Source organism: Shewanella sp. 10B, assembly GCF_023475885.1.
Lineage (GTDB): Bacteria > Pseudomonadota > Gammaproteobacteria > Enterobacterales > Shewanellaceae > Shewanella > Shewanella mangrovisoli.
This window is the reverse complement of the sequence record NZ_JAMDJO010000003.1, coordinates 93,444-116,784: the sequence shown is the minus strand read 5'-3', so window position 1 is coordinate 116,784 and position 23,341 is coordinate 93,444. Positions and strand designations below refer to the sequence as shown.

The following is a 23,341-nucleotide window of genomic DNA, read 5'->3' as shown; positions in this document are numbered from 1 at the left end:
TCGGGTGACAAATTGCATTTTATTATTGAATGTCGTTCGTTATGTTTTGGACATTTATACGTATAGACGTCCATAATACGCGACATCGGATTGTCAGGGCAAGGCTAAAGTTGGTATAGCATAGGCGAGATAAGGCAGATAAAAACGCTAAAAGGAAAGATTAGATGAAGCAGCTCAGGTTATTACTGTTACGCCATGGAGAATGCGAGGGCGGGGCGATTTTGCGGGGTCGAGTCGATGTGCCACTGAGCGACAAGGGTTGGCGGCAGATGTCGGCGGCGGTGGCGGCGCAGGCGACTGTGTGCCATGGCATTTATAGCTCGACCTCAAGGCGCTGCGCCGAGTTTGCTAAGGTCTTTGCGGCTGAGCTGCATTCGAGTGCGTCCGTGGGCGTGAGTTTAGATGCGCCCGCGCCTTTGCCGCTCAAGGTCAACCTGCTGGAGGAGTTACAGGAAATAGCCTTTGGCGATTGGGATGGCTGTCTGCTCGATGACTTATATCAACACGACGGCGAGCGGATGGCGGCCTATTGGCAGAATCCCTGGGAGGTGACGCCGCCCAATGGTGAAGCCATGGCAAGTTTCGAGGCCCGCATCGATGGCGCGATAGCACAAATCCTTGATAAAGAGTTTGCCCTGCTGGCGATGGATGATGAACAGGCCCATGGGGAGTTTAATGCCAGTGCACCTGCAGCCAATATCTGGGTAGTGACCCACGGCGGGGTTATTCGCCACTTGATGTCAAAAGCGCTGGGGGCGGTGAAAACCTTAGGTTTTTACAGTCAGCTCGCCTTACCCGTGGCGGCGGTGGTGACTATTAATGTGCTCGAGGATGAGCAAGGTAAAAGATACTGGCGTTTAGACTGGCCATCGGGCCACTGTGAGTAGCTTAAAAGCATCAGTCATCGGATGATGAAAATTTTCTGATTTAAACAGCATTGCCTAATGGGCAAGATATAGGATAATGCTTTTCCCTGACATTTGAGCCAGATAACGAACCCTGTACGTTAAGCCCAAAGGTCGCAGAAATAGGTGTTGGGAATTTTGTGCGATTGAGTGCTATTGCTTAAAGGCAACAGTGTTGAAGCGCGCCGGATAACCCAAACATAATAGGGAATCGGGGAGCTGCCCGTCAGTAGCCCGAACTGTACCCGCAACTGTGAGTAGTCGAAGAACATTGTGTCTTCCCCTACGAGTCAGGATACCTGCCTATTTCTGTTTTCGCTGCGTGCAGCCTTAGTTCTCGAGCGGGTAACTCGAGGGAGCAGAAGATGACATTAATGAGTTTCGCCTTGTTGGCCCAAGTGGCAGCAGGCACAGATAACACCAATCAATATCCATGTGGGAGCAATCGTTAGTGATGCATTCCACATCGAGCCTTGCGCCCATAGCGCCCGCTGCGACTTCCGCCAATATGGCACTTAAGGTCAGCCAATTGAGCTGGGCGATTGAGGGAAAAACCATTCTCTCGGAGATAAGCTTTGCCCTGCCGCAGGGGGAAATGCTCGGGCTGATTGGCCCCAACGGCGCGGGTAAATCCAGTTTGCTGCGCTGTTTATACCGCTTTATTCGCCCTGCTAAAGGTCATATCAGTTTGTTTTCGCAGGATATTAGCGAGCTGTCGCCCAAGGCGTTTGCCTGTAAAGTGGCGGTGGTGCAGCAGGATACGCCGCAATACTTCGACATGACCACAGAGCAATTGGTTGCCATGGGACTCACGCCGCATAAGGGGATGTTTGATACCAACTCCAGCGGCGACGGTGAAAAAATTGCTAAGGCGCTGGAAAAGGTAGGCCTCAGTCATAAAGTGCATCAACAATACGATCGTTTATCGGGCGGTGAGAAGCAACGCGCCCTGATCGCCCGCGCCATAGTGCAGCAGCCGCAATTGTTGATTTTAGATGAGCCGACAAACCACCTCGATATCCGCTATCAAATTCAAATCTTAGAGCTAGTGCGTAGCCTTGGGATCAGCGTAATCGCCTCGATTCACGACTTGAATTTAGCCAGCGCCCTGTGCGACCACTTACTGCTGCTCGATAAGGGGCAGGTGAGTGCCATGGGCACGCCAGCTCAGGTTCTAACCGAGGAACGTATCGCCGAAGTCTTTGGGGTATGTGCCCAAGTGACGCCCCATCCCCAGCATGGTAACCCCTTGATTAATTACTTTTATGGTTATCAAAAGCCCAAGATCGATGCAGTGGACGCGGCGAGTGACTCCCACGCAGCTTCGGCTCAAGCTAGAGCATCAGAGGCTTGCGCCTGTCATAACCCCGGCGCGCCAAGCGAGGTCTTACAAAGAGCTGCATTGCAAAATGAGAGCGTCGAGAACACGCCATGATAGACACACTTAAACTGGTGACCATGAATTTTTTTAGCCATATTTTTACGCCGCTCACGCGCCAGCAATGGCTCATCTTAGGCTTGGCGGGTTTTGCCCTGCTTACCCCCATCGCCGCCGCGAGTTTTGGTGCGGCCAATATTAGCTTTTTAGATGTGTTGCAGGTGTTTATCAATAAACTCAGTCACTTGTTTATGGCCGATGAGGCCGTGAGTACCAGCAGCATGACAGAGCGGATTGTGATGGAGCTGCGACTGCCACGGATTATACTCGCCTTTGTGGCGGGGGCGGGGCTGTCCTTGGCGGGCAGCGTGCTGCAAACCGTGACCCGTAACCCCCTTGCCGATCCTTATCTATTCGGCATTAGCTCTGGCGCCTCCTTCGGCGCCGTGGTCATGCTGACGCTGTTCACTGGTTCTGGCCTGTTTGGCAATGCGGGCACGATCGCCAATTCGGGGATTTTTAGCGGTACAGGGACTTTTGCTGGCTTGTTATGGTTTAGCTTACCCTTCGGCGCCTTTATTGGTGCCAGTCTGTCGGTGCTAATCGTGCTGGCGTTAGCTGGGTTAGGCCTTAAGAGCCAAGTAGAACGCATGTTGCTCTCTGGGGTGGCCACTTCCTTTATGTTTAGCGCCTTAACCAGTTTATTACTGTACTTTGCCAGCCCGCAGGCTACCGCATCGGTGTTATTTTGGAGCCTTGGCAGTTTTGCTAAGGCCAGTTGGTCGCTGCTGGTGCTGCCGTCTTTAGTGGTGCTACTAAGCTTTTTTATTATCCTAGGTTGGAAACGCCAAATCATGGCCCTGCAAGCCGGGGATGAAACGGCCCACACCTTAGGGGTGAATGTGCCTAAGCTGCGCCTCAATATGTTGCTGCTCTGTTCGTTTATCACCGCGATTTTAGTGGCGACCTGTGGCGGCATTGGCTTTGTCGGCTTGATGATCCCGCACACAGTTCGTTTGTTATTCCCCGGTCGTCAGCCCATCTTACTGACGGCGCTGGTGGGCGGGCTGTTTATGGTGTGGATTGATGTACTCGCCCGATGTTTGCTTGGCAATCAGGAATTACCCGTGGGGATTATTACCGCTGCGATTGGTAGCTTCTTCTTTTTGCTGATTTTGCGTCGGCGCAAGCTATCGAATTAGCATGGGTCTTATGGATTGCCGAAATTTAGTACTAAGTGCGTATGGCAAATTGCAGCAGGATGCTTCGTAGTTGTTGTTCTAGAATGTGTTAGCGAACGTACTCGCAAATGAGTTATTAGCAGCGGATCTATCATTGGATTCGACATTGCCACTGGAGTGTGAATGCCTCAATCTGTCCCGTTATTTCAAATCGAGCCTGTGAGTAAAGCGCAGGATCAACTCATCCAGCAAAAGATCGATCTTAAGACTAAGCCGCCCGGCGCTCTGGGGCAGTTAGAGTCCTTAGCGTTGCAAATTGCCCGCATTCAAGGGCCGCAGCAATTACAGATAGTTAACCCTACCATGTTGGTGTTTGCCGGAGATCATGGGATTGCTGCCGAAGGGGTGTCGATTGCCCCGAGCGAAGTCACGCGGCAGATGGTGCAAAACTTTGCCCATGGCGGCGCGGCCATCAATGTGTTTTGTCGTCAGTTAGGCTTCAATCTCGAAGTGATTGATTGCGGTATTTTAACCCCAGTTGAAGATGCCGAAGGCATTATCGACCAACGCCTTGGCGCGGGAACGGCAGCGATTCACCTAGAGCCAGCCATGACGTTAGCTTGCGTGGATAAGGGCTTTGCCATGGCGCAGGCGTTAATCGAGCGTCACCATCAGGCGGGCTGTAACTTGGTCGCCTTTGGTGAGATGGGCATAGGCAATACTTCGTCAGCGGCGGCGATTATGGCGGCCATTATGCAACTCGATGTAGCCGACTGTGTTGGCCGTGGTACGGGGATCAATAGCGAGACCCTAGAGCGTAAACAGATGCTTATCGAACTCGCGCTGTTGTTACACCAGAGTGCGATGACAGGGCCTCGGCAAGTGCTGGCCTGTTTGGGCGGCTTTGAAATTGTGCAGATGACGGGGGCCATGCTCGCCGCTGCCGAGCGCAAGATGCTGGTCGTGGTGGATGGTTTTATTGCAACCGCGGCGGCTTTGGTTGCCGTGAGTATCAACGCGAATGTGCGGGATTATTTGATTTTTGCCCACCGCTCCGAGGAGCAAGGCCATCAGCGCATGTTGGAACATTTAAAGGCTAAGCCCTTGTTATCTTTAGGGCTGCGATTAGGCGAAGGCACGGGCGCCGCCTTGGCATTGCCGTTAATTCAAGCCGCTGTAAATTTTTACAATCAAATGGCGAGTTTTAGTGATGCGGGTATTGAGGCTGTTGTATGATGTGCGCTGCTAAGTGGCTTATTTAAAATAATAACTTTTAGCAGACCTTTTTAATCTTAAACCTTGCAGCAAGTGTTAATTCACTAAGGATGCTTTATGTCAGAACGCGAAAGCTGGCACAAAGAGATAGATTTGTTTTTAGTGGCCATGGGCTATTTTACCCGCATTCCTATGCCCAAATGGGTTGAGGTCGATGCCGACAAACTCAACAAAGCCAGCCGTTACTTTGGCTTAGTGGGCCTGCTGGTGGGGCTACTCAGTGCTATCGTGTTTTGGCTCACCCAAAACTGGTTGCCCGCTGGGGTGTCTGTGCTGCTGTCTATGGTCACGGGCGTGCTGTTAACGGGTGGTTTTCACGAGGACGGTTTAGCCGATACCTTCGATGGTTTCGGTGGCGGTTGGACGGCGGAAGACAAGCTGCGGATCATGAAAGACTCTCGCCTAGGGAGCTACGGCGCCTTGGCTTTGATGCTCGTGCTGATGCTCAAGTGGCAATTATTAGTGGAACTCGCACTTTATGACCCTGTAGTTGCAGGCTCGGCGATGATAGTCGCCCATACTGTGAGCCGCGTAGTTGCCGCCAGCCTTATCTTTACCGAGAAATATGTGCGCGACGATGAGTCCAGTAAATCCAAGCCGTTAGCGCAGCATCAAGGCATTAATGAACTGTTTATTTTGATCGCCAGCGGCGTGTTAGTGCTGCTAGTGCTTAAGGGCATTGCCGCGCTGTCATTGTTACTGGTGATGATAGGTCTACGCCGTTTGATTGTGGTGATTTTTAGACGCCAAATCGGTGGTTACACGGGCGATACCTTAGGTGCGGCGCAGCAGATCTGCGAAATCGTCTGTTACTTCGTGCTGCTGGTTGTGGGTAGCATACTGTGATCCATTTAGTGCTAGGCGGCGCACGTAGTGGCAAGAGTCGCTACGGCGAAGCCTTAGTGCGCCAGTATACCGCCCTCGGATTCGATGCCTGCTATCTAGCGACCGCACAAGCGCTCGATGCCGAAATGAGCAGTCGCATTCGTTTACATCAGGATGGACGTGCCAAGGATGATATTGACTGGCAACTCGTCGAAGAACCCTTGGCATTAACCGCCAAGCTCAAACACTTAGCCAAACCCGGCCGAGTGATTCTGGTGGATTGTTTAACGCTCTGGCTCACCAATCAACTACTTGCACAAAGCCCCGAGGCCGAGCCCGCTTCAACGGAATCGGACTTTGCCTTGGATTTTGCCCGCTCTCGCCATGAGCCTTTAGAACACTGGCGGCAGCAGCGCGCCGATTTTATCCAGACCTTAAGCACCCTTGAGGGCGTAGTGATTTTAATCAGCAATGAGGTCGGCTCTGGCATTGTGCCCTTGGGCGAATTGAGTCGCCAGTTTGTCGATGAGGCGGGTTGGTTAAATCAGGCCGTTGCCGAGGTGGCGGATAATGTGACCTTAGTGGTGGCGGGTCTGCCATTGGTGCTTAAATCGAGCTAAGACACTGTGTCATCAATGCATTCTTAGTAAGGGAGTGAACCGATTCCCCTTTAGTTTATTTTCCTCTGTTGAGTGATGTTCTTGCCCATGAATTCAAATAACGCCTCTAATCCTACTTCGGCCTTGTCGCAAAACCAGTTTCAAGGTGTTGTAAGCCAAAGTGAAGCTCAGCATTCAGGCGCAAAAGTGCTTATGGTGCAGGGGACAACCTCGGATGCGGGCAAAAGTACGTTGGTAGCGGGGATTTGTCGATTGCTCGCCCGTGAGGGCGTTAAGGTCGCGCCTTTTAAGCCACAGAATATGGCGCTTAACAGCGCAGTCACCATTGATGGTGGCGAGATTGGCCGCGCTCAGGCGCTGCAAGCCGCAGCCTGTTTTCTCGCGCCGCACACGGATTTTAATCCCATCCTGCTTAAGCCAAGTTCGGACACGGGCGCACAGATCATAGTGCACGGTAAAGCCTTAACCACCTTAGAGGCCTCTGCCTTTTTCGGGGAAAAGTCTAAGGATTATAAAGCCATGGCGCTAAATGCCGTGCTGGAATCCTTTGGCCGTTTAGGTCAGCAATACCAAACGATTGTGGTTGAAGGGGCGGGAAGCCCGGCGGAAATTAATCTGCGTGAAGGTGATATCGCCAATATGGGCTTTGCCGAGGCGGTCGACTGCCCAGTGATCATCATTGCCGACATCGATAAAGGCGGGGTGTTTGCCCATTTAGTGGGCACCTTAGCGCTATTGTCGCCCTCCGAGCAGGCTAGGGTAAAAGGCTTTGTGATCAATCGCTTTCGAGGCGATATCAGGCTGTTACAGTCTGGTCTCGATTGGCTCGAGGCCCATACGCAAAAGCCCGTGTTGGGCGTGTTGCCCTATTTGCATGATTTGCATTTAGACGCCGAGGATGCACTTATCGAGTCGCCCACTAAGCAGGCAAAGAGCCGTTTTAAGGTGCGGGTATTAGTGTATCCCCGCACCAGTAATCATACGGATTTTGACCCGCTTAGACTGCACCCAGATATCGATTTTGATTATGTCTCGCTCCAGACTCAGACCTCTGCCCAGACGCAGGATATTGCCGCCGATCTGCTGATTTTACCCGGCAGTAAGAATGTCCGAGCGGACTTGGCTTTTTTGCGTGAGCAGGGTTGGGATAACCAAATTGCCAAGCATTTGCGCTATGGGGGTAAGCTGCTGGGGATTTGTGGCGGTTATCAAATGCTGGGTGAAAGCATTGCCGATCCTATGGGGATTGAAGACACGCTCGGCGTGAGCCAAGGTTTGGGATATTTACCCATTACCACCGAATTTAAGGCTGAAAAACAGCTACGTAGGGTCACAGGCCATTTAGCGCTGCAAGGGCAACAAGTAGAGGTCAAGGGCTATGAGATCCACTGCGGTGAGTCCCAATATCTCACCTCCAGTGATGCCGCCAAGAGTGCGCCATTACGCTTGAAAAGTGAGAGTGTTTGCGATCAACAGGCAGAAAAGTCTTTTGCCGATGGCTGTTTAAGTGACGACGGGCAAGTGCTCGGCAGCTATTTACATGGGCTATTCGACAGCCCAGAGGCCTGCCAGCTCGTCCTTAACTGGGCGGGGTTGGAAAATGCTCAAACGATTGATATCAATGATATTCGCGAGCAACAGCTGGAGCGTTTGGCCGATGTATTAGCCGGGCACCTCGATATGCAAAAGCTCGCATCCATTATAAATGCATAAGTGTTAGCAGTAGGAAGAACAAAAGATCATGACAGTAGAGAACGAAAAACAGCTCGACAACGAGCAAGCGCAAATCAAAGCCGAACGCCATAAGGCGCGTCAGCAAAAAGTGAAGGCGGGTGTGGACGCTAAAATTGCCGCCGCCCAAGAAGAAAAAGGCATTCTGCTGGTGCTCACAGGCAATGGCAAAGGCAAGTCGACCTCAGGTTTTGGCACGGTTGCCCGCGCAGTCGGCCATGGCAAAAAAGCGGCGGTAGTGCAATTTATCAAGGGCACATGGGAATGTGGCGAGCGTAATCTGCTTGAAGGTGCGGGCGTGGCCTTTCATGTGATGGGCACAGGCTTTACCTGGGAAACCCAAGACAGAGAAAAGGATACTGCCGCAGCCCTCGTGGCGTGGGAAGCCGCCGAAGCATTACTCCAAGATGAGAGTATTGATTGTTTAATGCTCGATGAGCTGACCTATATGGTGAGTTACCATTACCTCGATGTGGAGCGGGTACTCACTGCACTGAAAAACCGTCCGCCGATGCAGCATGTGATTATCACTGGCCGTGCTTGCCACCGCGCGATTATCGAACTGGCGGATACTGTCAGCGAAGTGCAGCCGATTAAACATGCCTTCGAAGCGGGCATTAAAGCACAGCCGGGATTCGACTATTAAGCAGGGCGGCTAAGGCGGATGGGTTACACCGCGAGCCGCCCTTTAAACCCAATTAGGGCTGTTGTTCCTCGGTAAAATCCGTTAGCGTCTCTATCGTTAGCGTTTTTATTGATAGCGTGAGTAGCATGGGTAACTCAAGGATGATGTGATGAATAAACGTATTGTGATTTGTGCCGACGGTACTTGGAATCGGCCGGAGAAAGACCTTAAGGTGGATTTTCCCACCAATGTGCTGCGTCTGGCGCGGGCCATCAGCCCGATGGCGGCCGATGGAAAACCCCAGCAGGTGTTTTACGACTGGGGCGTTGGCTCCTATTACGATCAAGCCATCGGCGGCGCGACAGGGCGTGGACTACATAAAAACATCATGGATGGTTACCGCTACATAGTGCAGAACTACTCCCCCGGTGATGAGATCTATCTCTTTGGCTTTAGCCGAGGCGCCTACACAGTGCGCTGTTTGTGTGGCCTTATTAATAATTGCGGCATTCTTAAGCGCCCCGATGCTCGGCTTATACAGCAAGCCTTTGACCACTATAAAAAAAGCAGTGCGCCCTTTGCCCCAAGCGGCGATAAATCCGTTGAATTTAGACAAAAGCATAGCCACGAATCGCGGGAGATTCAGTTTGTCGGCGTGTGGGATACGGTGGGCGCCATGGGGATCCCGATTTCGTTCCTCGGCTTATTCGAAGATAAAGACGAATTTTACGACACTAAGATTGGCCGTAATGTGCGGGTTGCCCGCCATGCCTTGGCGATAGACGAACACCGCAGCGACTTCGAACCCACGATTTGGCAACTGCGCGACAATATGGATATGCAACAGGTCTGGTTTGCGGGCGCCCATAGCAATATTGGTGGCAGCTATCAGCCGGATAAGGATGGCTCGCTACTATCGGATAATGCGCTCGCGTGGATGATGGCCGAGGCTGAGCGGTTTAATTTGAGCTTAGAGCCGCACCTAGCGGCGAGTTTACACCCTAATCCTTTGGCAACCTTACACGACTCGCGCCGCAGTTTTTACCGAATTAAGCAATCCTATTTGCGCCCGATCGACCCTAACGTCGCGCCCGTGTTGCTGCATCGCTCGGTGAAAACGCGCTGGGATCAAGACCCTAAATATCGGCCTAAAAACCTGCAGACCTACCTTGAGCAGTTCGGCTGGCCAGAAGAATTCATCGATTAAATCATAAGGAACATCATGTTAATGCGACGCTTTATTGCCCTCGGCCTGAGCTTGGCGCTGTTACCCATAGTGGCGATGGCCGAGCCTGCAAAACGTATTATTGCGCTTTCGCCCCATGCGGTTGAAATGCTCTACGCCATCGGCGCGGGGGAGTCGATTGTGGCCGCGACAGATTATGCGGATTATCCCGAAGCGGCGAAAAAAATCCCCAGTATCGGTGGTTATTATGGGATCCAGATTGAGCGGGTATTAGAGCTTAATCCCGATCTGATTGTGGTGTGGGACACGGGCAATAAAGCCGAGGATATCAATCAACTTAAAAACTTAGGTTTTAAACTCTATAGCAGCTCCCCAAAAACGCTTGAGGATGTCGCCAAAGAAATTGAGGAGTTAGGTGAGCTGACGGGACACACAGAGCAGGCGAGTCGAGTGGCGGCGGATTATCGCAGTGAGTTGCTTCGATTACGTAGCGAGAATGCGGCTAAATCCGAGCCAAAGGTGTTTTATCAGCTGTGGTCGACGCCCTTAATGACGGTCGCCAAAAACAGCTGGATCCAGCAAATCATAGGTGTTTGCCATGGCAAAAACGTTTTCTACGATGCGGCGAGTGATTACCCGCAGGTGAGTTTGGAGAATGTGTTACTGACCTTGCCCGAGGTGATTTTACAGAGCGAAGAGGAGGGTAATGTCAAAGGGATTGATTGGAGCCAATGGGCCGAAATCCCCGCGGTTAAAAACCAGCATATTTATCAATTAAATGCCGATTTATTACACCGCGCGACACCCAGAGCGTTACTCGGAGTAAAAGCCGTATGTGATGCCTTGGATAAAGCGCGTTAGCTAAAGCGTGTAACTAAAGTGCGTAATTAAAGCGCGTTAATAGTCTATTGCAGCAGGGAATGCGCGTAAGGGGGATAAAGATGTCGACATCAATCAATGTCAGTGTAGATATCAGTTCAGGCGCCAATTCAGAAATCAGTGATAAGGGCACACTCGTGCTGCTGTGCGGCAAGATGGGCGCGGGTAAATCGACCTTAGCTCGTGAACTGGCCAAGGGGGAACGCTGCGTGCTCATCAGTGAAGATGAATGGCTAGCGACTTTATATCCAAATGAAATTAAAGACTTTGATGCCTATATTCATTACGCCGCTCGCCTCAAGCCGCTACTGAAGCGCCACATTGAGGCACTGCTGCTGGCCGGATTAACTGTGGTCATGGATTTTCCTGCTAATACCCTCAATCAAAGGCGTTGGTTGCTGGGCTTGAGTCTCGATACGGGGGCGGCCCATCGACTGATTTATCTAAAGCACAGCGATGAGTTATGTCTGAGTCGCCTTGCCCTGCGCCGCCAAGCAGAGCCAGAACGCGCCCAGTTCGATACCGAAGCCGTGTACTGGCATGTGAGCAGTTTCTTTCAAGCGCCCACGGAAGAAGAGGGCCTTAATATTGAAATCCTTGAGTCATCAGACTGTTGAGTAATGAACTATGTACCAAGTGATAGAGCAAGTGGCGTCGGTTGAAGATTTTATACGTTTACGGCAGATTTCGGGCCTAAGTCCTCGACCTTTGGCGGGTGTCGTCAAGGCGCTGCCAAAGAGTTTATACGGCGTGCAAATTAACTGTGGTACCCAAACCGTGGGTATGGGGCGGGTTGTGGGGGATGGGGCGATTAACTTTGAGATCGTCGATGTGGCAGTAGATCCTGAGCATCAAGGCAAGGGGCTTGGCCGATTGATTATGCAGCATATTATGGCCTACCTAGACCGTGAGGCTTTTACGGGGGCTTATATCACCTTAATGGCCGATGTGCCTGAACTCTATGAAAAATTTGGTTTTAAATTCAGTCGCCCCGCCAGCGAAGGCATGTATCTGGTGAAATAGGCGCAGGCTTGCATACACAACAAAAACAATAGGATCCCTTAAAGATGAACACGTTACTGATTTGCTTATTTATCGCTATGTTATTGCCGTATTTGGCCAAAGGCCCTGTCGCATGGGCAATGGCCAAAGCCGGCGGTTATGATAATCATCATCCGCGAACTCAACAGGCGCAATTAACCGGATTTGGTGCGCGGGCACTCGCTGGACATCAAAACGCCTTCGAATCCCTACTGATTTTTGGTTTAGCCGTAGTGACGGTTATCGCCACGGGCAAAGTCACTGCGACTGCTGAGTGGTTGGCGGTTGTGCATATTGTCGCGCGGGTGGCGTATCAGATCTTGTATCTACTGAATAAAGGCACATTACGTTCACTGTCTTGGTTTGTGGCGATTTTCAGCGCCTTTGGGGTCTTCTTCCAAGCGTTTTAACGAGCTAGTGTTGGTTAACAGTGATGTGAGTCTCTAAGATCGACGGAGTTGAGATGAGAGTGGTGGATACTGAGAATCGAGCCTGGTTTTTGTTTGAACATGAGGGCGAACTTTATCTGGATGCTAACTGCAGTATGAGTGCATTTGGTTATCACTACTTGATCCCATTAAATGAACAGGAATCTGCGCGCTATCGTGAGATGGGGCGAGAATACTTAACGCAACTCGCCTATGACATTCATTATTCGGTGCCGATTGCTGAAAACAGCCGCTCAATTTATCGAGGCAGAGATAAATCCAGAGAGTTTGAACCCTTATCTCGTCGTGCAATCCAGCTATGGCGGGAAAGGGGTCTCCATCAACTTAAGACAGCACTATAGCTTAGTGCTTGGTGTGCTGTGTCAAAAATCACAATTGATGAATTTATCGTCGACTTTCTGACATTAGTTAAGCAGTACATGATTTATTGTCACTTAAAAAACTATGTCAAATAATCGCTCATTTTTAATGGTTAATAGCCAATTTTGACGGCTAGAAGCTGACTTTGGTCTCAAATAGCTAAATTGATGTAATTAAAGGTTTTTGTGTTTTTGTATCCTATTGAATAATGGTGGTAATTTGACAATTTTAAGCCATTAAATTGACAGTTTTCTTTATGAAAAACCTCAGTTATATTGCAGTTGTTGATACAATTGTTGAGGTTTAAAAACCATGTTACGTCTAATGACCTATGGCATTGTCGCCTTTGCATCTTGGTTTATTTATCAGGATGTTTCCGACCATTTTGGAATGGAGACCTTTGATAAGGTCTTGGTGGAGAATGTGCAACATAAGGTAGAGGCTCGAAAGGCAAAAGCAGCGGCGGAGCTATATGCTCAGCAGCTTAAGCGTCAGGCCGCAGCCGACTGCCAAACGACAAACGCATGCACTCAATAACGGCGATGTATCATCTTTGTTCTTGCTGCGCATAAGTAAGAAGCTGTTCGCCACAGTGTCAAACTAGAGGGGCAAATAATCCTATTTGCCCCTCTTGGGCTTATGAGCCCTAAAACCAACTAAAGCAATCTTGTTAGAGCTGCTGTTTGTTCACTGGCTACTTTTGTGTGGCGCGGTAGTGGTCGAAGTTTTCGATATAGTCTTCGAGATTGGCGTCGATCATCTCTTTATAGCGCTCGATATAGTAATCCATCATTTCCTGTTTTTTGGCCTGCATTTGTTCTTTGGATTCAAAGCTGGTGGAACCAAACCAAGCGTTGTAGCGGGCGACGGCCCACATAAAGGAAGCGCTGACCTCACCGGTTTGGATCTCGGTGTTTTGGTTTTGCTGGTTCGCGAGCTTAATCATCTCGGTGGCACGTTCGTAAAAGGCTTGTTGGTTATCAGACATCAGCAATTCCTATTGTTGGGCAAAGTGAAGAGGGCGTTGAGTGCATCGCCCTTTTAATAACCCTAAGGTATTTTGTGGTTGAGGGACAGTCGTGCGCTTCACAGAATCCGTTGATATCACACCAAAAGGCGGCGCCGAAATGAAATATGGGATAGGCGTAACACTTTTCACTGCTTTGGCGAGCGTCTTTGCTGCAGATGCTTGTTGCTACGCTAGTCAGCTTGATATGACCATTTAGAGCTCGCCCTAGTTAGCGGCAAAGCTCCACATTGCTTGGATAAGGCCATTAGAGACTTCAAAGACCACCATGACTTCAAAGGGCTCCTCGCGGATGCCGCTGATCCGTTCGTGATCGACCACTTTATTGCCGACCACCATACGATTGAGGATCTCGGCGTGCAGATGCGGCAAGTTAAAACGTTCATTCTGATAGAAATCACTAAAGGCAGCCTTGCCTCGGATCACGGGCTCCGTGGCGGGTGGGCGGTAAATACAAACATCGTTGCTAAAAAACGCTACAAAGCTTGCAAGGTCGCGTTGGTTATAGGCGACTAACTGGGCTTGCACTAAGGCTTCGGCTGTTTGTTCTGCTATCTGGGGCATTTGCTGGCTCAAGCTATCTTCCTTTAAAATAGGGGCTGAGTCTGACAAGAGACGTTAGCCCGTTAAGGTTAACGAGAAAGGGCTTTCAACGCTTATTATCGTTATCTCAGCCAGCTTTCCCGCTATCGCGATTTAATGATGAATCTATATTAAATGCTATTACTCCAATAGCTTAAGTTGCGTTTTCCCCCAAGGTGTGGCAAAGGGCATGGCTTCTTGAGGGGTTAAGATAAACTCCTGCTCACAACCATCGCCACGAGGCATTTCCCAAAACTTAATCCCATTCGCCTCGAGGGTGAGTTGATAGTAGCCTGAGCCATCGGCACTTGGGCATTCGGCATCTGGTGCCGCATTGGCAAACAGCTTTTCCTTAAGTGCAGGTGGGAGCTGATAACTCATGCTTTCTGGCAAGGTTTGCGTGGGTTTATCGGCGATAAACCACTGCCACGGATGGAAAGGTTTACCATCGGCGAGGGAGAAGCTAACAAACTCTTGGCTGATCCCATTGGCGCCAAAACCTGCCGCCCAGCGATATAAGCGCACACTGAGCCAATGCTGATTGAGGAAGATCGGTTCTGCATAGGTTTCATCGGCCACAAAATGGCCCATTTGCGACAACATTCTGCGGCGCGTATCAAAGGTCTGTGCCAGTTGCGCATCATCGGTGAGCTTTTTCTCAAGCCACTGATTAATGGCGGGAATGCCTTTTTGTGGGCCGTTAAATTCGATGCCGACTTCGGTGCCATAGGTTAGTGGACGGTATTCAATGGTTTGAAAGGCTTGCCATTTTCCACGGCTCAGTGAGGGTTTAGTTTCAAGCGGCAGATTGTAGGCATCGGCGCCGCAGTCATCCTGGTTATCGGGGCTGAGTTGGCGCTCAAGCTTTATGGGTAAGGATTTGCCTGAATTGTCTTTAAACCAATGGCCGCTGAGTTGCTGCGCCGTAGCGCTATCGAACTGCCAGTTTCCAGTATTGTTTTCTTCTTTCCAAATACCGTTTTGCAGCTCGAGTTGTATTGGAGTTAGGTAGCGTTGATAGTAATAACTGCCGCTGCCGTATTGATTAAAGCAGACTCTTATACTGCTTTTACCCAGCGTGCCCTGCCAAATCCCTGAGAGTTCATCGGCGGCAAGAGTGCTAAAAGGTAGCGTAGTGGCAAGCAATAGGCTTGAGGACAGCAGCGTTAGTAACTTCCGTGTATTCATGTTTTTCTCTTAAAAAATAATCGCTTATGGCGTTATTTGCTGGTTATAAAAAAGTCGCCTTAAGGCGACTCTTAACGGTTTCAAGCTTGATAAAAGGCAGGCTTAGATAGCCGTTTATCGCCTTAAAAGGCCTGTTTATTCAACCTGCCAATCGATTTGTTCGCCGGCGCGAATTGGCACTACATTGTTGTCGCCAAGTGGGTAACTGACGGGCACATCCCAAGATTTTTTCACTAGGGTGATGGTATCGCTGTTGCGGGGCAGATTGTAAAAATCTGGGCCGTTGAAGCTGGCAAAGGCTTCTAGTTTATCCAGCGCATTGACCGATTCAAAGGCTTCGGCGTACAGCTCAATGGCCGCATGGGCAGTATAAGAACCCGCGCAGCCACAGGCGGCTTCTTTACGATCTTTGGCGTGTGGCGCTGAGTCGGTACCGAGGAAGAACTTCTTATTGCCGCTGGCCGCGGCGCCTAACAGTGCTTGCTGGTGGGTATTGCGCTTTAAAATCGGCAGGCAATAGAAGTGCGGACGAATACCGCCAGCCAACATATGGTTGCGGTTATAGAGCAAGTGGTGCGCGGTGATCGTGGCGGCCACGTTGTCAGACGCTTGAGTCACAAAATCGACCGCATCCTTAGTGGTGATATGTTCGAGAACGATTTTAAGCTTCGGGAAATCGGCCACGATCTTGCTGAGGATATTCTCAATAAATACGCGCTCGCGGTCGAAAATATCAATCGATGAATCAGTCACTTCACCATGCACTAGGAACAACATGCCCACTTCCTGCATCGCTTCGAGGGCGGGGTAGATGTTCTTCAAATCGGTCACGCCAGAATCCGAGTTGGTGGTCGCGCCTGCTGGGTAGAGTTTAGCGGCCACGATTTTGCCTGAGGCTTTGGCTTTACGGATTTCTTCTGGGCTGGTTTTGTCGGTGAGATACAACACCATTAAGGGTTCAAATTGCGAGCCGGCTGGCACTTGCGCCTTGATACGATCGTAATAAGCCAAGGCGGTTTCGGTATCGATAGCGGGAAGAACCAAGTTAGGCATCACGATAGCGCGGCCCATATAGCGGCTGATATCGCGAACCGTGTCTTTTAATTGTGCGCCGTCTCTTAGGTGAATGTGCCAGTCGTCAGGACGAGTAATAGTGAGTGTTGTCATAGGGCGATTCATCTTGTTGAATGTTTCTGCTGCGAGGGTGGCAGGATCTTATGTGGCAAGGATTTAGCTGTAAAGGGAAACTCAGCCATTTCACCAATAAAAGTGTTAACGCATGTTGAGTGTCCGCACTCCGTCTTCCTCTTATTTGGCAAACCGCTTTTCAGCGGACACTTTTGCGAAAACCTGCGGACACTTTTTAATAAAGCCCTCGGTGTCCGCGGACACTTTTATCTTGAATTCCACTTAACTGACTGAAAATAAATGTTTTAACGAAATTGGCATAGGCGTTGCTATTACTGGATATCGATTTTTAATAGTGTCCGTAGCGATGGGCCTATCCAGCCCTCCGACAGGGAAGCGAGAAACGCCATGATTAAAGATACCAGCGGCCAAGATAAAGTCCTTGTGCCATCAACCGCCAAACGTCTCAAGTTGCCTCTGATGATTGGCGGCTGCACCTTACTGGTCAGCGCCTTAGTGTGGGCCAGTTTTGGTAGCGATAAAGTCAGCCAGTCCATCAGCCGCAGCGAGCTCACTACCGCCACTTTATATGTTGGCACGCTCACTCGAGATGTGGCCACCACGGGCAAAATTGTTGCCGCCAATGCGCCAATCCTCTACAGCACCGAAGAAGGCACAGTGACGCTACTGAGCAACCCTGGGGATAGCGTCAGCAAAGGTGATGTGGTCGCAAAGTTGGAGAGTCCAAGATTAACCAATCAATTAGAGCAGGCGAAATCGCTATTGGCGGGATTAGAGAGCGCCCTTGAACGTGCCAAGCTAGACGCCAGACGTAATCAATTACAAGTCAATCAAACCTTAGACATGGCCTCGGTCGATTTGGAAGCCGCCGATCGGGAGAGCCGTCGTGGAGATTTACTGATCCAATCTAAACTGATCAGCCAAATCGACTATGAGAAGGGCAAGGACGATCTGCACAAGGCAAAACTGAAATTTAAGCATGCGGAGCAGGAAGTGGCCTTAACCAAGGATACCTTAACCTTTGAGGTGAAAAACAAGGCCTTGGAAATGGAGCGTCAGAGTCTGGCGGTCAAAGAGCTTGAGCGTCAGGTCGACGCCTTAAATATCAAGGCGCCGGTGAGCGGCATTATTGGTAACTGGTTGACCGAGCAAAAAACGCGTCTGAGCGCCAATCAACCCATTCTGACCGTAGTCGATTTAAGTGCCTATGAGGCCGAGTTGGCAGTGCCTGAATCCTACGCCGACGAGTTAGGACTCGGAATGGAGGTCGAACTGAGCTTCGGTGAAGTCAAACTCATGGGCAAGTTATCCTCGATTTCCCCCGAAGTGCGTAACCGTGAAGTGACCGCCAGAGTGCAGTTTGTCCAGAGTGAAAGCTTGAAGCTGCGCCAAAACCAACGGATCTCCGCCAGAGTTTTGCTCGAACACAGGGCGAATGTGTTGATGGTCAAACGCGGAGCCTTTATGACCAGCGGTGGTGGCGATGAGGTTTACCAAGTCGAAGGCGATATTGCTACCCGCCGCGACATTAAGCTCGGCAGTACCAGTATGAGTCAGGTGGAAGTGATCGAAGGCGGTAAAGCGGGTGACGAATGGGTGATCTCCAGTGTTGAGCCCTTCAATCATGCCGAACAGGTCAAAATGCATTGATGACCGATAGTCAAAAATTACTTATTAATCAAATTGATGTAATTAACGCCGCTCTGGCTAAAAAGTCTGCGGCTAAGGTGTACAAGGAGTTCATTATGCGTACTAAAAGTGTCGATCTTGGTCTGTTTATGTCATCCAAATTGTTTGGCGTTCTGGCCTTAGCCTTACTGGTCGTGGCGGTTGAGCTGGGCATAGGTGAGGCCAACAGCTGGTTTTTCCTCGGCTTAAATATTTTGGAATGGACGAATCCCCTAGAAGAAGTGCGCCAGGTGGGTGATGTCTCGATGGAAAGTGTGAGCTTTATATTCGCCAGTCTCAATGGGTTGTTCGATGCCTTGAGTGGGTTTGTGATGGGCCGTTTTGCGGGGTAAGGGCTTTGTGTAGCCGTTACCACTTAAAGATAAAAAACTTGCGCGTTTTATAAGCCGTTTGCGCGCAAAGATAAAAATTAATCAAGGAAATTAAAATGTTATCAATGAAGAATATCAGCAAGGTTTTTAAAACGGACTTAGTGGAAACCCACGCGCTGCGGGATTTCAACCTTGAGGTGAACGAGGGCGAGTTTGTGGCGGTTACGGGTCCTTCGGGCTCAGGTAAAACCACCTTCTTAAATATTGCAGGCTTGCTTGAAGGCTTCACCCATGGGGATTATTTTTTAGATGGGATTAATGTCTCTAACCTTAGTGATAACAAGAGTGCTGCCGTACGCAACGAGAAGATTGGCTTTATCTTCCAAGGCTTTAACTTGATCCCCGATCTTAACCTCGCGGAAAACATTGAAGTGCCGCTGCGCTACCGTGGTTTCAGTGCCAAGGAGCGCAAACGCCGTGTGGAGCAAGCATTAGAGCAAGTGGGCTTAGGTGCGCGGATGAAGCATTTGCCGACCCAATTATCCGGCGGTCAACAGCAAAGGGTGGCGATTGCCCGCGCTTTAGCGGGGGAACCTCGTTTTCTGCTCGCCGACGAACCTACGGGTAACCTCGACAGTTTAATGGCCCGCCAAGTGATGGAATTATTGGAGAATATTAACCAGTCTGGCACCACGATCATCATGGTGACCCACGATCCTGAACTGGCTCGCCGTGCTCAGCGCAATATTCAAATTGTCGATGGTCAAGTCTGCGACTTTACCATGTATCAACCCAATGCGGCCCGCAGTGCAAGCCACGGCAGTGTCGATAAACTGGTTGCTAACGCCCAAGGCTAGGAGCGGTTATGTTCTTCTATTACTTAGATTTAGCTTGGCGTAGCATCAAAAAAACGCCTATGTTGTCGGCATTGATGATCATGGCGATTTCAATCGGCATTGGCATCACTATCACTACACTCAACATCTATAAAATGATGTCGATTAACCCTGCTGGGGAGAAGTCGGGTCAATTGTTTGCGGTGCAGCTGTGGAGCCAAGGTCCAGATGCCTGGGATCGTTTCGATCAACAGATCACCTATCAAGACGGGATGAACTTACTCAAGAGTGATATTCCGAGCCTGCAAACCCCTATGTTTCGCACGGGCGGCGCGGTGCAAACCGAAGACCCGGCTTTTTTACCCGTGCTGCAATCTCGGGTTAGGGTAACCAATAACGACTTTTTCCCACTGTTTGGCCTCGAGTTTCAATATGGTCAGGCGTGGGATGACAGTGTCGATCAGGATGCTCGCTACGAAGTGGTGTTGACCAATGAGCTAAATAAGACGCTGTTTGCGGGCCAAAATAGTGTCGGCAAGACGATTTATTTCAATGCTAAGCCTTATCAGGTGGTTGGAGTACTTAAGCCCTGGGAGCCGAGTCCAAACTATTACGACCTTAACAACGGCGCCTTTGGCAATGTGGATACCTTGTTTGTGCCCTACAGCTTAGCGCCGATTGAGGAATATGGCAGTTGGGGGAATACCAACGGCTGGAACTATGAAAGCATCAACACCTATGCACAGCGTTTAACCTCTGAAAAGCATTGGACGCAGTATTGGGTGCAACTGGATACGCCTGAGCAAGTGGCTGAATACCGTCAGTGGGTACGTCAATATATTGATCAACAAAAGAAATTAGGCCGCTTTAGCTCGCCTAAGGCCGATGTGCAGTTGTCCGATGTTGACCAATGGTTAGCCATCAATAAAGTGGTGCCGGAGGATAACAAGGTGCTGGTGGGCCTGAGTGCACTCTTCTTAATCGTCTGTTTAGTCAATATGTTAGGGTTGTTGCTGTCTAAGTTTTTACGCCGTGCTCCCGAGATCGGCGTGCGCCGCGCCATCGGCGCTAGCCAAGGGCAGATCTTTGCCCAACATATGGTGGAAGTGTCCTTGATGGGGTTATTCGGCGGTTTACTCGGCTTGGCTTGGGCCTGGGGCTCATTGATGCTGCTGACCAAGAAGTTTGACTTGGAGGCGTCTTTAACTCACCTCGATACCAGTATGTGGTTGATAGCACCAATGATCGCGATTTTGGCGGCTGTGGTGGCTGGTATCTACCCCGCGTGGCGTGTGTGTACTACTAACCCAAGTGTTTATCTTAAGAGCCAATAATCGGGGGCAATATGTTACATATCAAACCTATTCTCAGCAGTTTATTACGCAGTAAAAGCGGCCCCTTGTTGCTGTTATTACAGATCATTTTATCTGTGGCTATCGTCGCGAATGCGAGCTTTATTATCGCCGAGCGTTTGAATTTAATGGCGCGTGACTCGGGGGTTGTTGAAAACGAAGTTTTCGATTTCAGTGTTTATCATTTTGATAAATCGACGGATTTAGTCGCGCAGGATAAACGGGATTTGGAACTTCTGCGTGCTATTCCTGGGGTGATTGATGTTGCGCCCACCTCAATGGCTCCCCTGAGCGGCGGCGGTTGGTCGAGTAACTTTACGCTGGGGCCCGATGAGCGTGCTAAATCCACGCCCAATACGGGCATGTATATGAGTGATGAGCATTTTATCAACTCCCTAGGGCTGAAGTTAGTCGAAGGACGTAACTTCTATCCCCAGGAGATCACCACAGAGTTGCTGGAAGATGGTGGCAAGATGCTCGTCACTAAAGCCTTTGCCGATAAGGTATGGCCGAATGAAACCGCGCTCGGGAAAAGCGTCTATATGGGCACGCAGCACTTTGTGGTGATTGGAGTGCTGGAGCGCTTACAAACGGCGTGGGTGGATAACAAAAACTTGGAGTTTAGCTCAGTGTTGTCGGTGAATTATCCCGCTGACTATAAACGCTATTTAGTAAGAGCTAAGTCGAGCGATATGGCTCGCCTCAAGGAAGTCATTCCCGAGCTGCTGCACAAGGAATATCCGAGCCGCGTGGTCGAAGGTTTTACGACCATGGGAGAGCGCCGTATCGAGGCGTACCGTGACCATGAGTTAATGGCAACCGTACTGACCATGATGGTGGTGTTACTGCTGCTGATCACATCCCTTGGGGTGACAGGCATGGTGATGTTTAATATCCAGCGCCGCACTAAGCAAATCGGCACTCGCCGTGCGTTAGGGGCGAAAAAGCGCGATATTATCAGCTACTTTCTCGTCGAAAACTATCTGCTCTGCTTGCTCGGCGGCGGCATTGGTGTGCTGTTAGCGATTCAGCTCGGCCAGCAATTGATGAGCCTCTATAGCCTGCCGATGCTGGAGATAGTCTATCCATTGTTGACTGTGGCGGGGCTGTTTGCGGTAACCACCCTTGCGGTGTACTTACCGGCTCGCAAGGCCGCGAAGATTTCTCCGGCGACAGCCACCCGCAGTGTTTAAATAAGTTGAAGGGCATTAAGTGCGATAACAGTAGGATGTTATTGCACTTTTTGTTACTTTAAGGTTAATAGTTTTACTCAGGACGCACATGCTCACATGGACACTATTCTGATTGTCGACGATAACCATGCCATCTGCCAGGCCTTAGGTTTAATGCTGGAGATCAATGGTTATCAGGTGTTGACTTGTCATACGCCCGAAGATGCCCTTAACCTAATGGCAACCCAAGATGTTGATTTGGTTATCCAAGATATGAACTTCACCCGCGATACCACCTCGGGTGAAGAAGGGCGGCAGCTGTTTTATGCCCTGCGTGAGCGTCAGCAAGATCTGCCGATCATTCTGATGACGGCCTGGACCCAGCTTGAAACAGCGGTCGAGCTAGTTAAAGCGGGCGCCGCCGATTATATGGGTAAACCGTGGGATGATGCTAAGTTACTTAACAGTATCACTAATTTAATCGCGCTACATAAACTTGCCCGTGCAAACCAACAACTCGAACGAGTGAATTCCCAGCGTCAGGTGGCGATCGCCGATGCGGATCTCTGTGGAATCGTGTTTGGCAGTGGCGCTATGCAGCGCTGTATCGACTTAGCCTTGCAACTGGCGCGTTCAGATGTGTCAGTGTTGATCACCGGCCCCAATGGTGCGGGTAAAGACAAACTTGCCGATATTATTCACGCTAATTCTCCCTTAAAAAACAAACCGTTTATCAAGGTGAATGTGGGCGCCTTGCCGATGGAGTTGCTCGAAGCAGAACTCTTTGGTGCCGAGGCGGGAGCTTTTACCGGCGCCAATAAGGCGCGCATTGGTCGCTTTGAAGCGGCCGATGGCGGCACGCTGTTTTTGGACGAAATAGGTAATTTACCCCTGTCTGGCCAAGTGAAATTGCTGCGGGTATTACAAACCGGAGAATTCGAGCGCTTAGGCAGCCACAAAACCTTAAAGGTGAAGGTGAGGGTGATCAGTGCGACTAACGCCGACCTGGCCCAAGATATTGCCGAGGGGCGTTTCCGTGAGGACTTATTCTACCGCTTGAATGTGATTGAATTGGCCTTACCGCCGTTGAATCAACGCATTGATGATATCTTGCCCTTAGTGAAGCATTTTGTCGGCGAGGGTTTTAGCCTGAGTAAACCGGCGCAGCAAGCCCTATTGCAGCACCGCTGGCCGGGCAATGTGCGGGAGTTGGAAAATGCCTGCAAACGTGCGGCGCTATTGGCCCAAAGCCGAGTGTTAACCGAAGCCGATTTTGGGTTACCACCCGCCCATGGAAGTCATTCCAGTGCAATAAACACTACGACATTTGGGCGAACCTTGTCCGCAATAACACCGATTGAACCGCAGGTGAAAAGTTTGCATCATGACGTACCTGCTCAATCGGACTCCAGCGACGCTATGGATGTTAGCCGTGAGCAGATTGAAATGGCCCTGAGGCAACACAAGGGCGTGATTGCGCGCGTGGCGAAATCCCTAGGCTTGAGTCGACAGGCCTTGTATCGCCGCATGGATAAGTTTGGTCTAGAAAAATAGTCATAGCATGATAAACACTGAGCATT

At 50.2% G+C, this 23,341-nt stretch carries 25 protein-coding genes and 1 riboswitch; of the genes, 21 read left to right on the top strand and 4 right to left on the bottom strand.

Annotated features, from left to right (window positions below):
* Nucleotides 1-164: 164 nt before the first annotated feature.
* The 15 genes from M0415_RS12900 to M0415_RS12830 all read left to right on the top strand — a co-directional run bounded on the left by M0415_RS12900 (nt 165) and on the right by M0415_RS12830 (nt 12,992).
* Complete coding sequence (locus tag M0415_RS12900; protein WP_249556115.1) at nt 165-887, top strand: histidine phosphatase family protein; 723 nt, start codon at nt 165-167, stop codon at nt 885-887.
* A gap of 172 nt (nt 888-1,059) precedes the next feature.
* A riboswitch (cobalamin riboswitch) is annotated at nt 1,060-1,226 on the top strand.
* 133 nt (nt 1,227-1,359) lie between these two features.
* Entirely contained in the window at nt 1,360-2,340 is a 981-nt protein-coding gene (locus M0415_RS12895; protein ID WP_249556619.1) for an ABC transporter ATP-binding protein, read from the top strand.
* Nucleotides 2,337-3,485 (top strand): FecCD family ABC transporter permease, encoded by a 1,149-nt coding sequence (locus tag M0415_RS12890; RefSeq protein ID WP_249556114.1) that lies wholly within the window; start codon nt 2,337-2,339, stop codon nt 3,483-3,485. The genes M0415_RS12895 and M0415_RS12890 overlap by 4 nt, the downstream gene beginning before the upstream one ends.
* A gap of 162 nt (nt 3,486-3,647) precedes the next feature.
* Entirely contained in the window at nt 3,648-4,700 is a 1,053-nt protein-coding gene (gene cobT / locus M0415_RS12885) for a nicotinate-nucleotide--dimethylbenzimidazole phosphoribosyltransferase (protein WP_249556113.1), read from the top strand.
* A 96-nt stretch (nt 4,701-4,796) separates the two neighbouring features.
* On the top strand, nt 4,797-5,585 hold the full coding sequence (locus tag M0415_RS12880; RefSeq protein ID WP_011621638.1) for an adenosylcobinamide-GDP ribazoletransferase: 789 nt from the start codon (nt 4,797-4,799) through the stop codon (nt 5,583-5,585).
* Nucleotides 5,582-6,184, top strand: a complete 603-nt coding sequence (gene cobU, locus M0415_RS12875; RefSeq protein WP_088210311.1) for a bifunctional adenosylcobinamide kinase/adenosylcobinamide-phosphate guanylyltransferase — start codon at nt 5,582-5,584, stop codon at nt 6,182-6,184. Before M0415_RS12880 ends, cobU begins: the two co-directional genes overlap by 4 nt.
* 87 nt (nt 6,185-6,271) lie before the next feature.
* Entirely contained in the window at nt 6,272-7,897 is a 1,626-nt protein-coding gene (locus tag M0415_RS12870) for a cobyric acid synthase (protein ID WP_249556112.1), read from the top strand.
* A gap of 28 nt (nt 7,898-7,925) precedes the next feature.
* Nucleotides 7,926-8,561, top strand: a complete 636-nt coding sequence (cobO, locus tag M0415_RS12865; protein WP_011718082.1) for a cob(I)yrinic acid a,c-diamide adenosyltransferase — start codon at nt 7,926-7,928, stop codon at nt 8,559-8,561.
* 148 nt (nt 8,562-8,709) lie between these two features.
* On the top strand, nt 8,710-9,747 hold the full coding sequence (locus M0415_RS12860; protein WP_249556111.1) for a T6SS phospholipase effector Tle1-like catalytic domain-containing protein: 1,038 nt from the start codon (nt 8,710-8,712) through the stop codon (nt 9,745-9,747).
* A 15-nt stretch (nt 9,748-9,762) separates the two neighbouring features.
* On the top strand, nt 9,763-10,587 hold the full coding sequence (locus M0415_RS12855) for a cobalamin-binding protein (RefSeq protein ID WP_249556110.1): 825 nt from the start codon (nt 9,763-9,765) through the stop codon (nt 10,585-10,587).
* A gap of 80 nt (nt 10,588-10,667) precedes the next feature.
* The gene (locus tag M0415_RS12850; protein ID WP_249556109.1) at nt 10,668-11,222 is read left to right on the top strand and encodes a P-loop nucleotide/nucleoside kinase family protein; all 555 of its coding nucleotides are present in this window, start codon (nt 10,668-10,670) and stop codon (nt 11,220-11,222) included.
* 10 nt (nt 11,223-11,232) lie between these two features.
* Nucleotides 11,233-11,628: a GNAT family N-acetyltransferase gene (locus tag M0415_RS12845; protein ID WP_011718078.1), complete on the top strand. Its 396-nt coding sequence runs from the start codon at nt 11,233-11,235 to the stop codon at nt 11,626-11,628.
* 44 nt (nt 11,629-11,672) lie between these two features.
* Nucleotides 11,673-12,056 carry an MAPEG family protein gene (locus tag M0415_RS12840; RefSeq protein WP_011718077.1) on the top strand — a complete coding sequence of 128 codons (384 nt, stop codon included), beginning with the start codon at nt 11,673-11,675 and terminating at the stop codon, nt 12,054-12,056.
* A 53-nt stretch (nt 12,057-12,109) separates the two neighbouring features.
* Nucleotides 12,110-12,436 (top strand): hypothetical protein, encoded by a 327-nt coding sequence (locus tag M0415_RS12835; protein ID WP_249556108.1) that lies wholly within the window; start codon nt 12,110-12,112, stop codon nt 12,434-12,436.
* Nucleotides 12,437-12,767: 331 nt separating this feature from the next.
* Nucleotides 12,768-12,992 carry a hypothetical protein gene (locus M0415_RS12830; protein WP_088210316.1) on the top strand — a complete coding sequence of 75 codons (225 nt, stop codon included), beginning with the start codon at nt 12,768-12,770 and terminating at the stop codon, nt 12,990-12,992.
* A gap of 157 nt (nt 12,993-13,149) precedes the next feature.
* Here M0415_RS12830 and M0415_RS12825 read toward each other — a convergent pair whose 3' ends face one another.
* From M0415_RS12825 to pyrC, 4 genes are all read right to left on the bottom strand, one after another.
* Nucleotides 13,150-13,443 carry a DUF3144 domain-containing protein gene (locus M0415_RS12825; RefSeq protein WP_011621652.1) on the bottom strand — a complete coding sequence of 98 codons (294 nt, stop codon included), beginning with the start codon at nt 13,441-13,443 and terminating at the stop codon, nt 13,150-13,152.
* 246 nt (nt 13,444-13,689) lie between these two features.
* Nucleotides 13,690-14,046 (bottom strand): nuclear transport factor 2 family protein, encoded by a 357-nt coding sequence (locus tag M0415_RS12820; protein WP_249556618.1) that lies wholly within the window; start codon nt 14,044-14,046, stop codon nt 13,690-13,692.
* A gap of 159 nt (nt 14,047-14,205) precedes the next feature.
* A complete protein-coding gene (locus M0415_RS12815; RefSeq protein WP_249556107.1) occupies nt 14,206-15,252 on the bottom strand; it encodes a hypothetical protein in 1,047 nt (348 codons plus the stop codon).
* A gap of 135 nt (nt 15,253-15,387) precedes the next feature.
* Complete coding sequence (gene pyrC, locus M0415_RS12810) at nt 15,388-16,419, bottom strand: dihydroorotase (RefSeq protein WP_249556106.1); 1,032 nt, start codon at nt 16,417-16,419, stop codon at nt 15,388-15,390.
* Nucleotides 16,420-16,788: 369 nt separating this feature from the next.
* On the opposite strand from pyrC, the gene M0415_RS12805 reads away from it, so the two are divergent.
* The 6 genes from M0415_RS12805 to M0415_RS12780 all read left to right on the top strand — a co-directional run bounded on the left by M0415_RS12805 (nt 16,789) and on the right by M0415_RS12780 (nt 23,315).
* Complete coding sequence (locus M0415_RS12805; RefSeq protein ID WP_249556105.1) at nt 16,789-18,051, top strand: efflux RND transporter periplasmic adaptor subunit; 1,263 nt, start codon at nt 16,789-16,791, stop codon at nt 18,049-18,051.
* A 95-nt stretch (nt 18,052-18,146) separates the two neighbouring features.
* The gene (locus M0415_RS12800) at nt 18,147-18,422 is read left to right on the top strand and encodes a hypothetical protein (RefSeq protein ID WP_249556104.1); all 276 of its coding nucleotides are present in this window, start codon (nt 18,147-18,149) and stop codon (nt 18,420-18,422) included.
* A 95-nt stretch (nt 18,423-18,517) separates the two neighbouring features.
* The gene (locus M0415_RS12795) at nt 18,518-19,258 is read left to right on the top strand and encodes an ABC transporter ATP-binding protein (protein WP_011621658.1); all 741 of its coding nucleotides are present in this window, start codon (nt 18,518-18,520) and stop codon (nt 19,256-19,258) included.
* A gap of 8 nt (nt 19,259-19,266) precedes the next feature.
* Nucleotides 19,267-20,571: an ABC transporter permease gene (locus M0415_RS12790; protein WP_249556103.1), complete on the top strand. Its 1,305-nt coding sequence runs from the start codon at nt 19,267-19,269 to the stop codon at nt 20,569-20,571.
* Between the two features lie 11 nt (nt 20,572-20,582).
* Nucleotides 20,583-21,782 (top strand): ABC transporter permease, encoded by a 1,200-nt coding sequence (locus tag M0415_RS12785; protein WP_249556102.1) that lies wholly within the window; start codon nt 20,583-20,585, stop codon nt 21,780-21,782.
* A gap of 96 nt (nt 21,783-21,878) precedes the next feature.
* Entirely contained in the window at nt 21,879-23,315 is a 1,437-nt protein-coding gene (locus tag M0415_RS12780; protein WP_249556101.1) for a sigma-54-dependent transcriptional regulator, read from the top strand.
* Nucleotides 23,316-23,341: the final 26 nt, after the last annotated feature.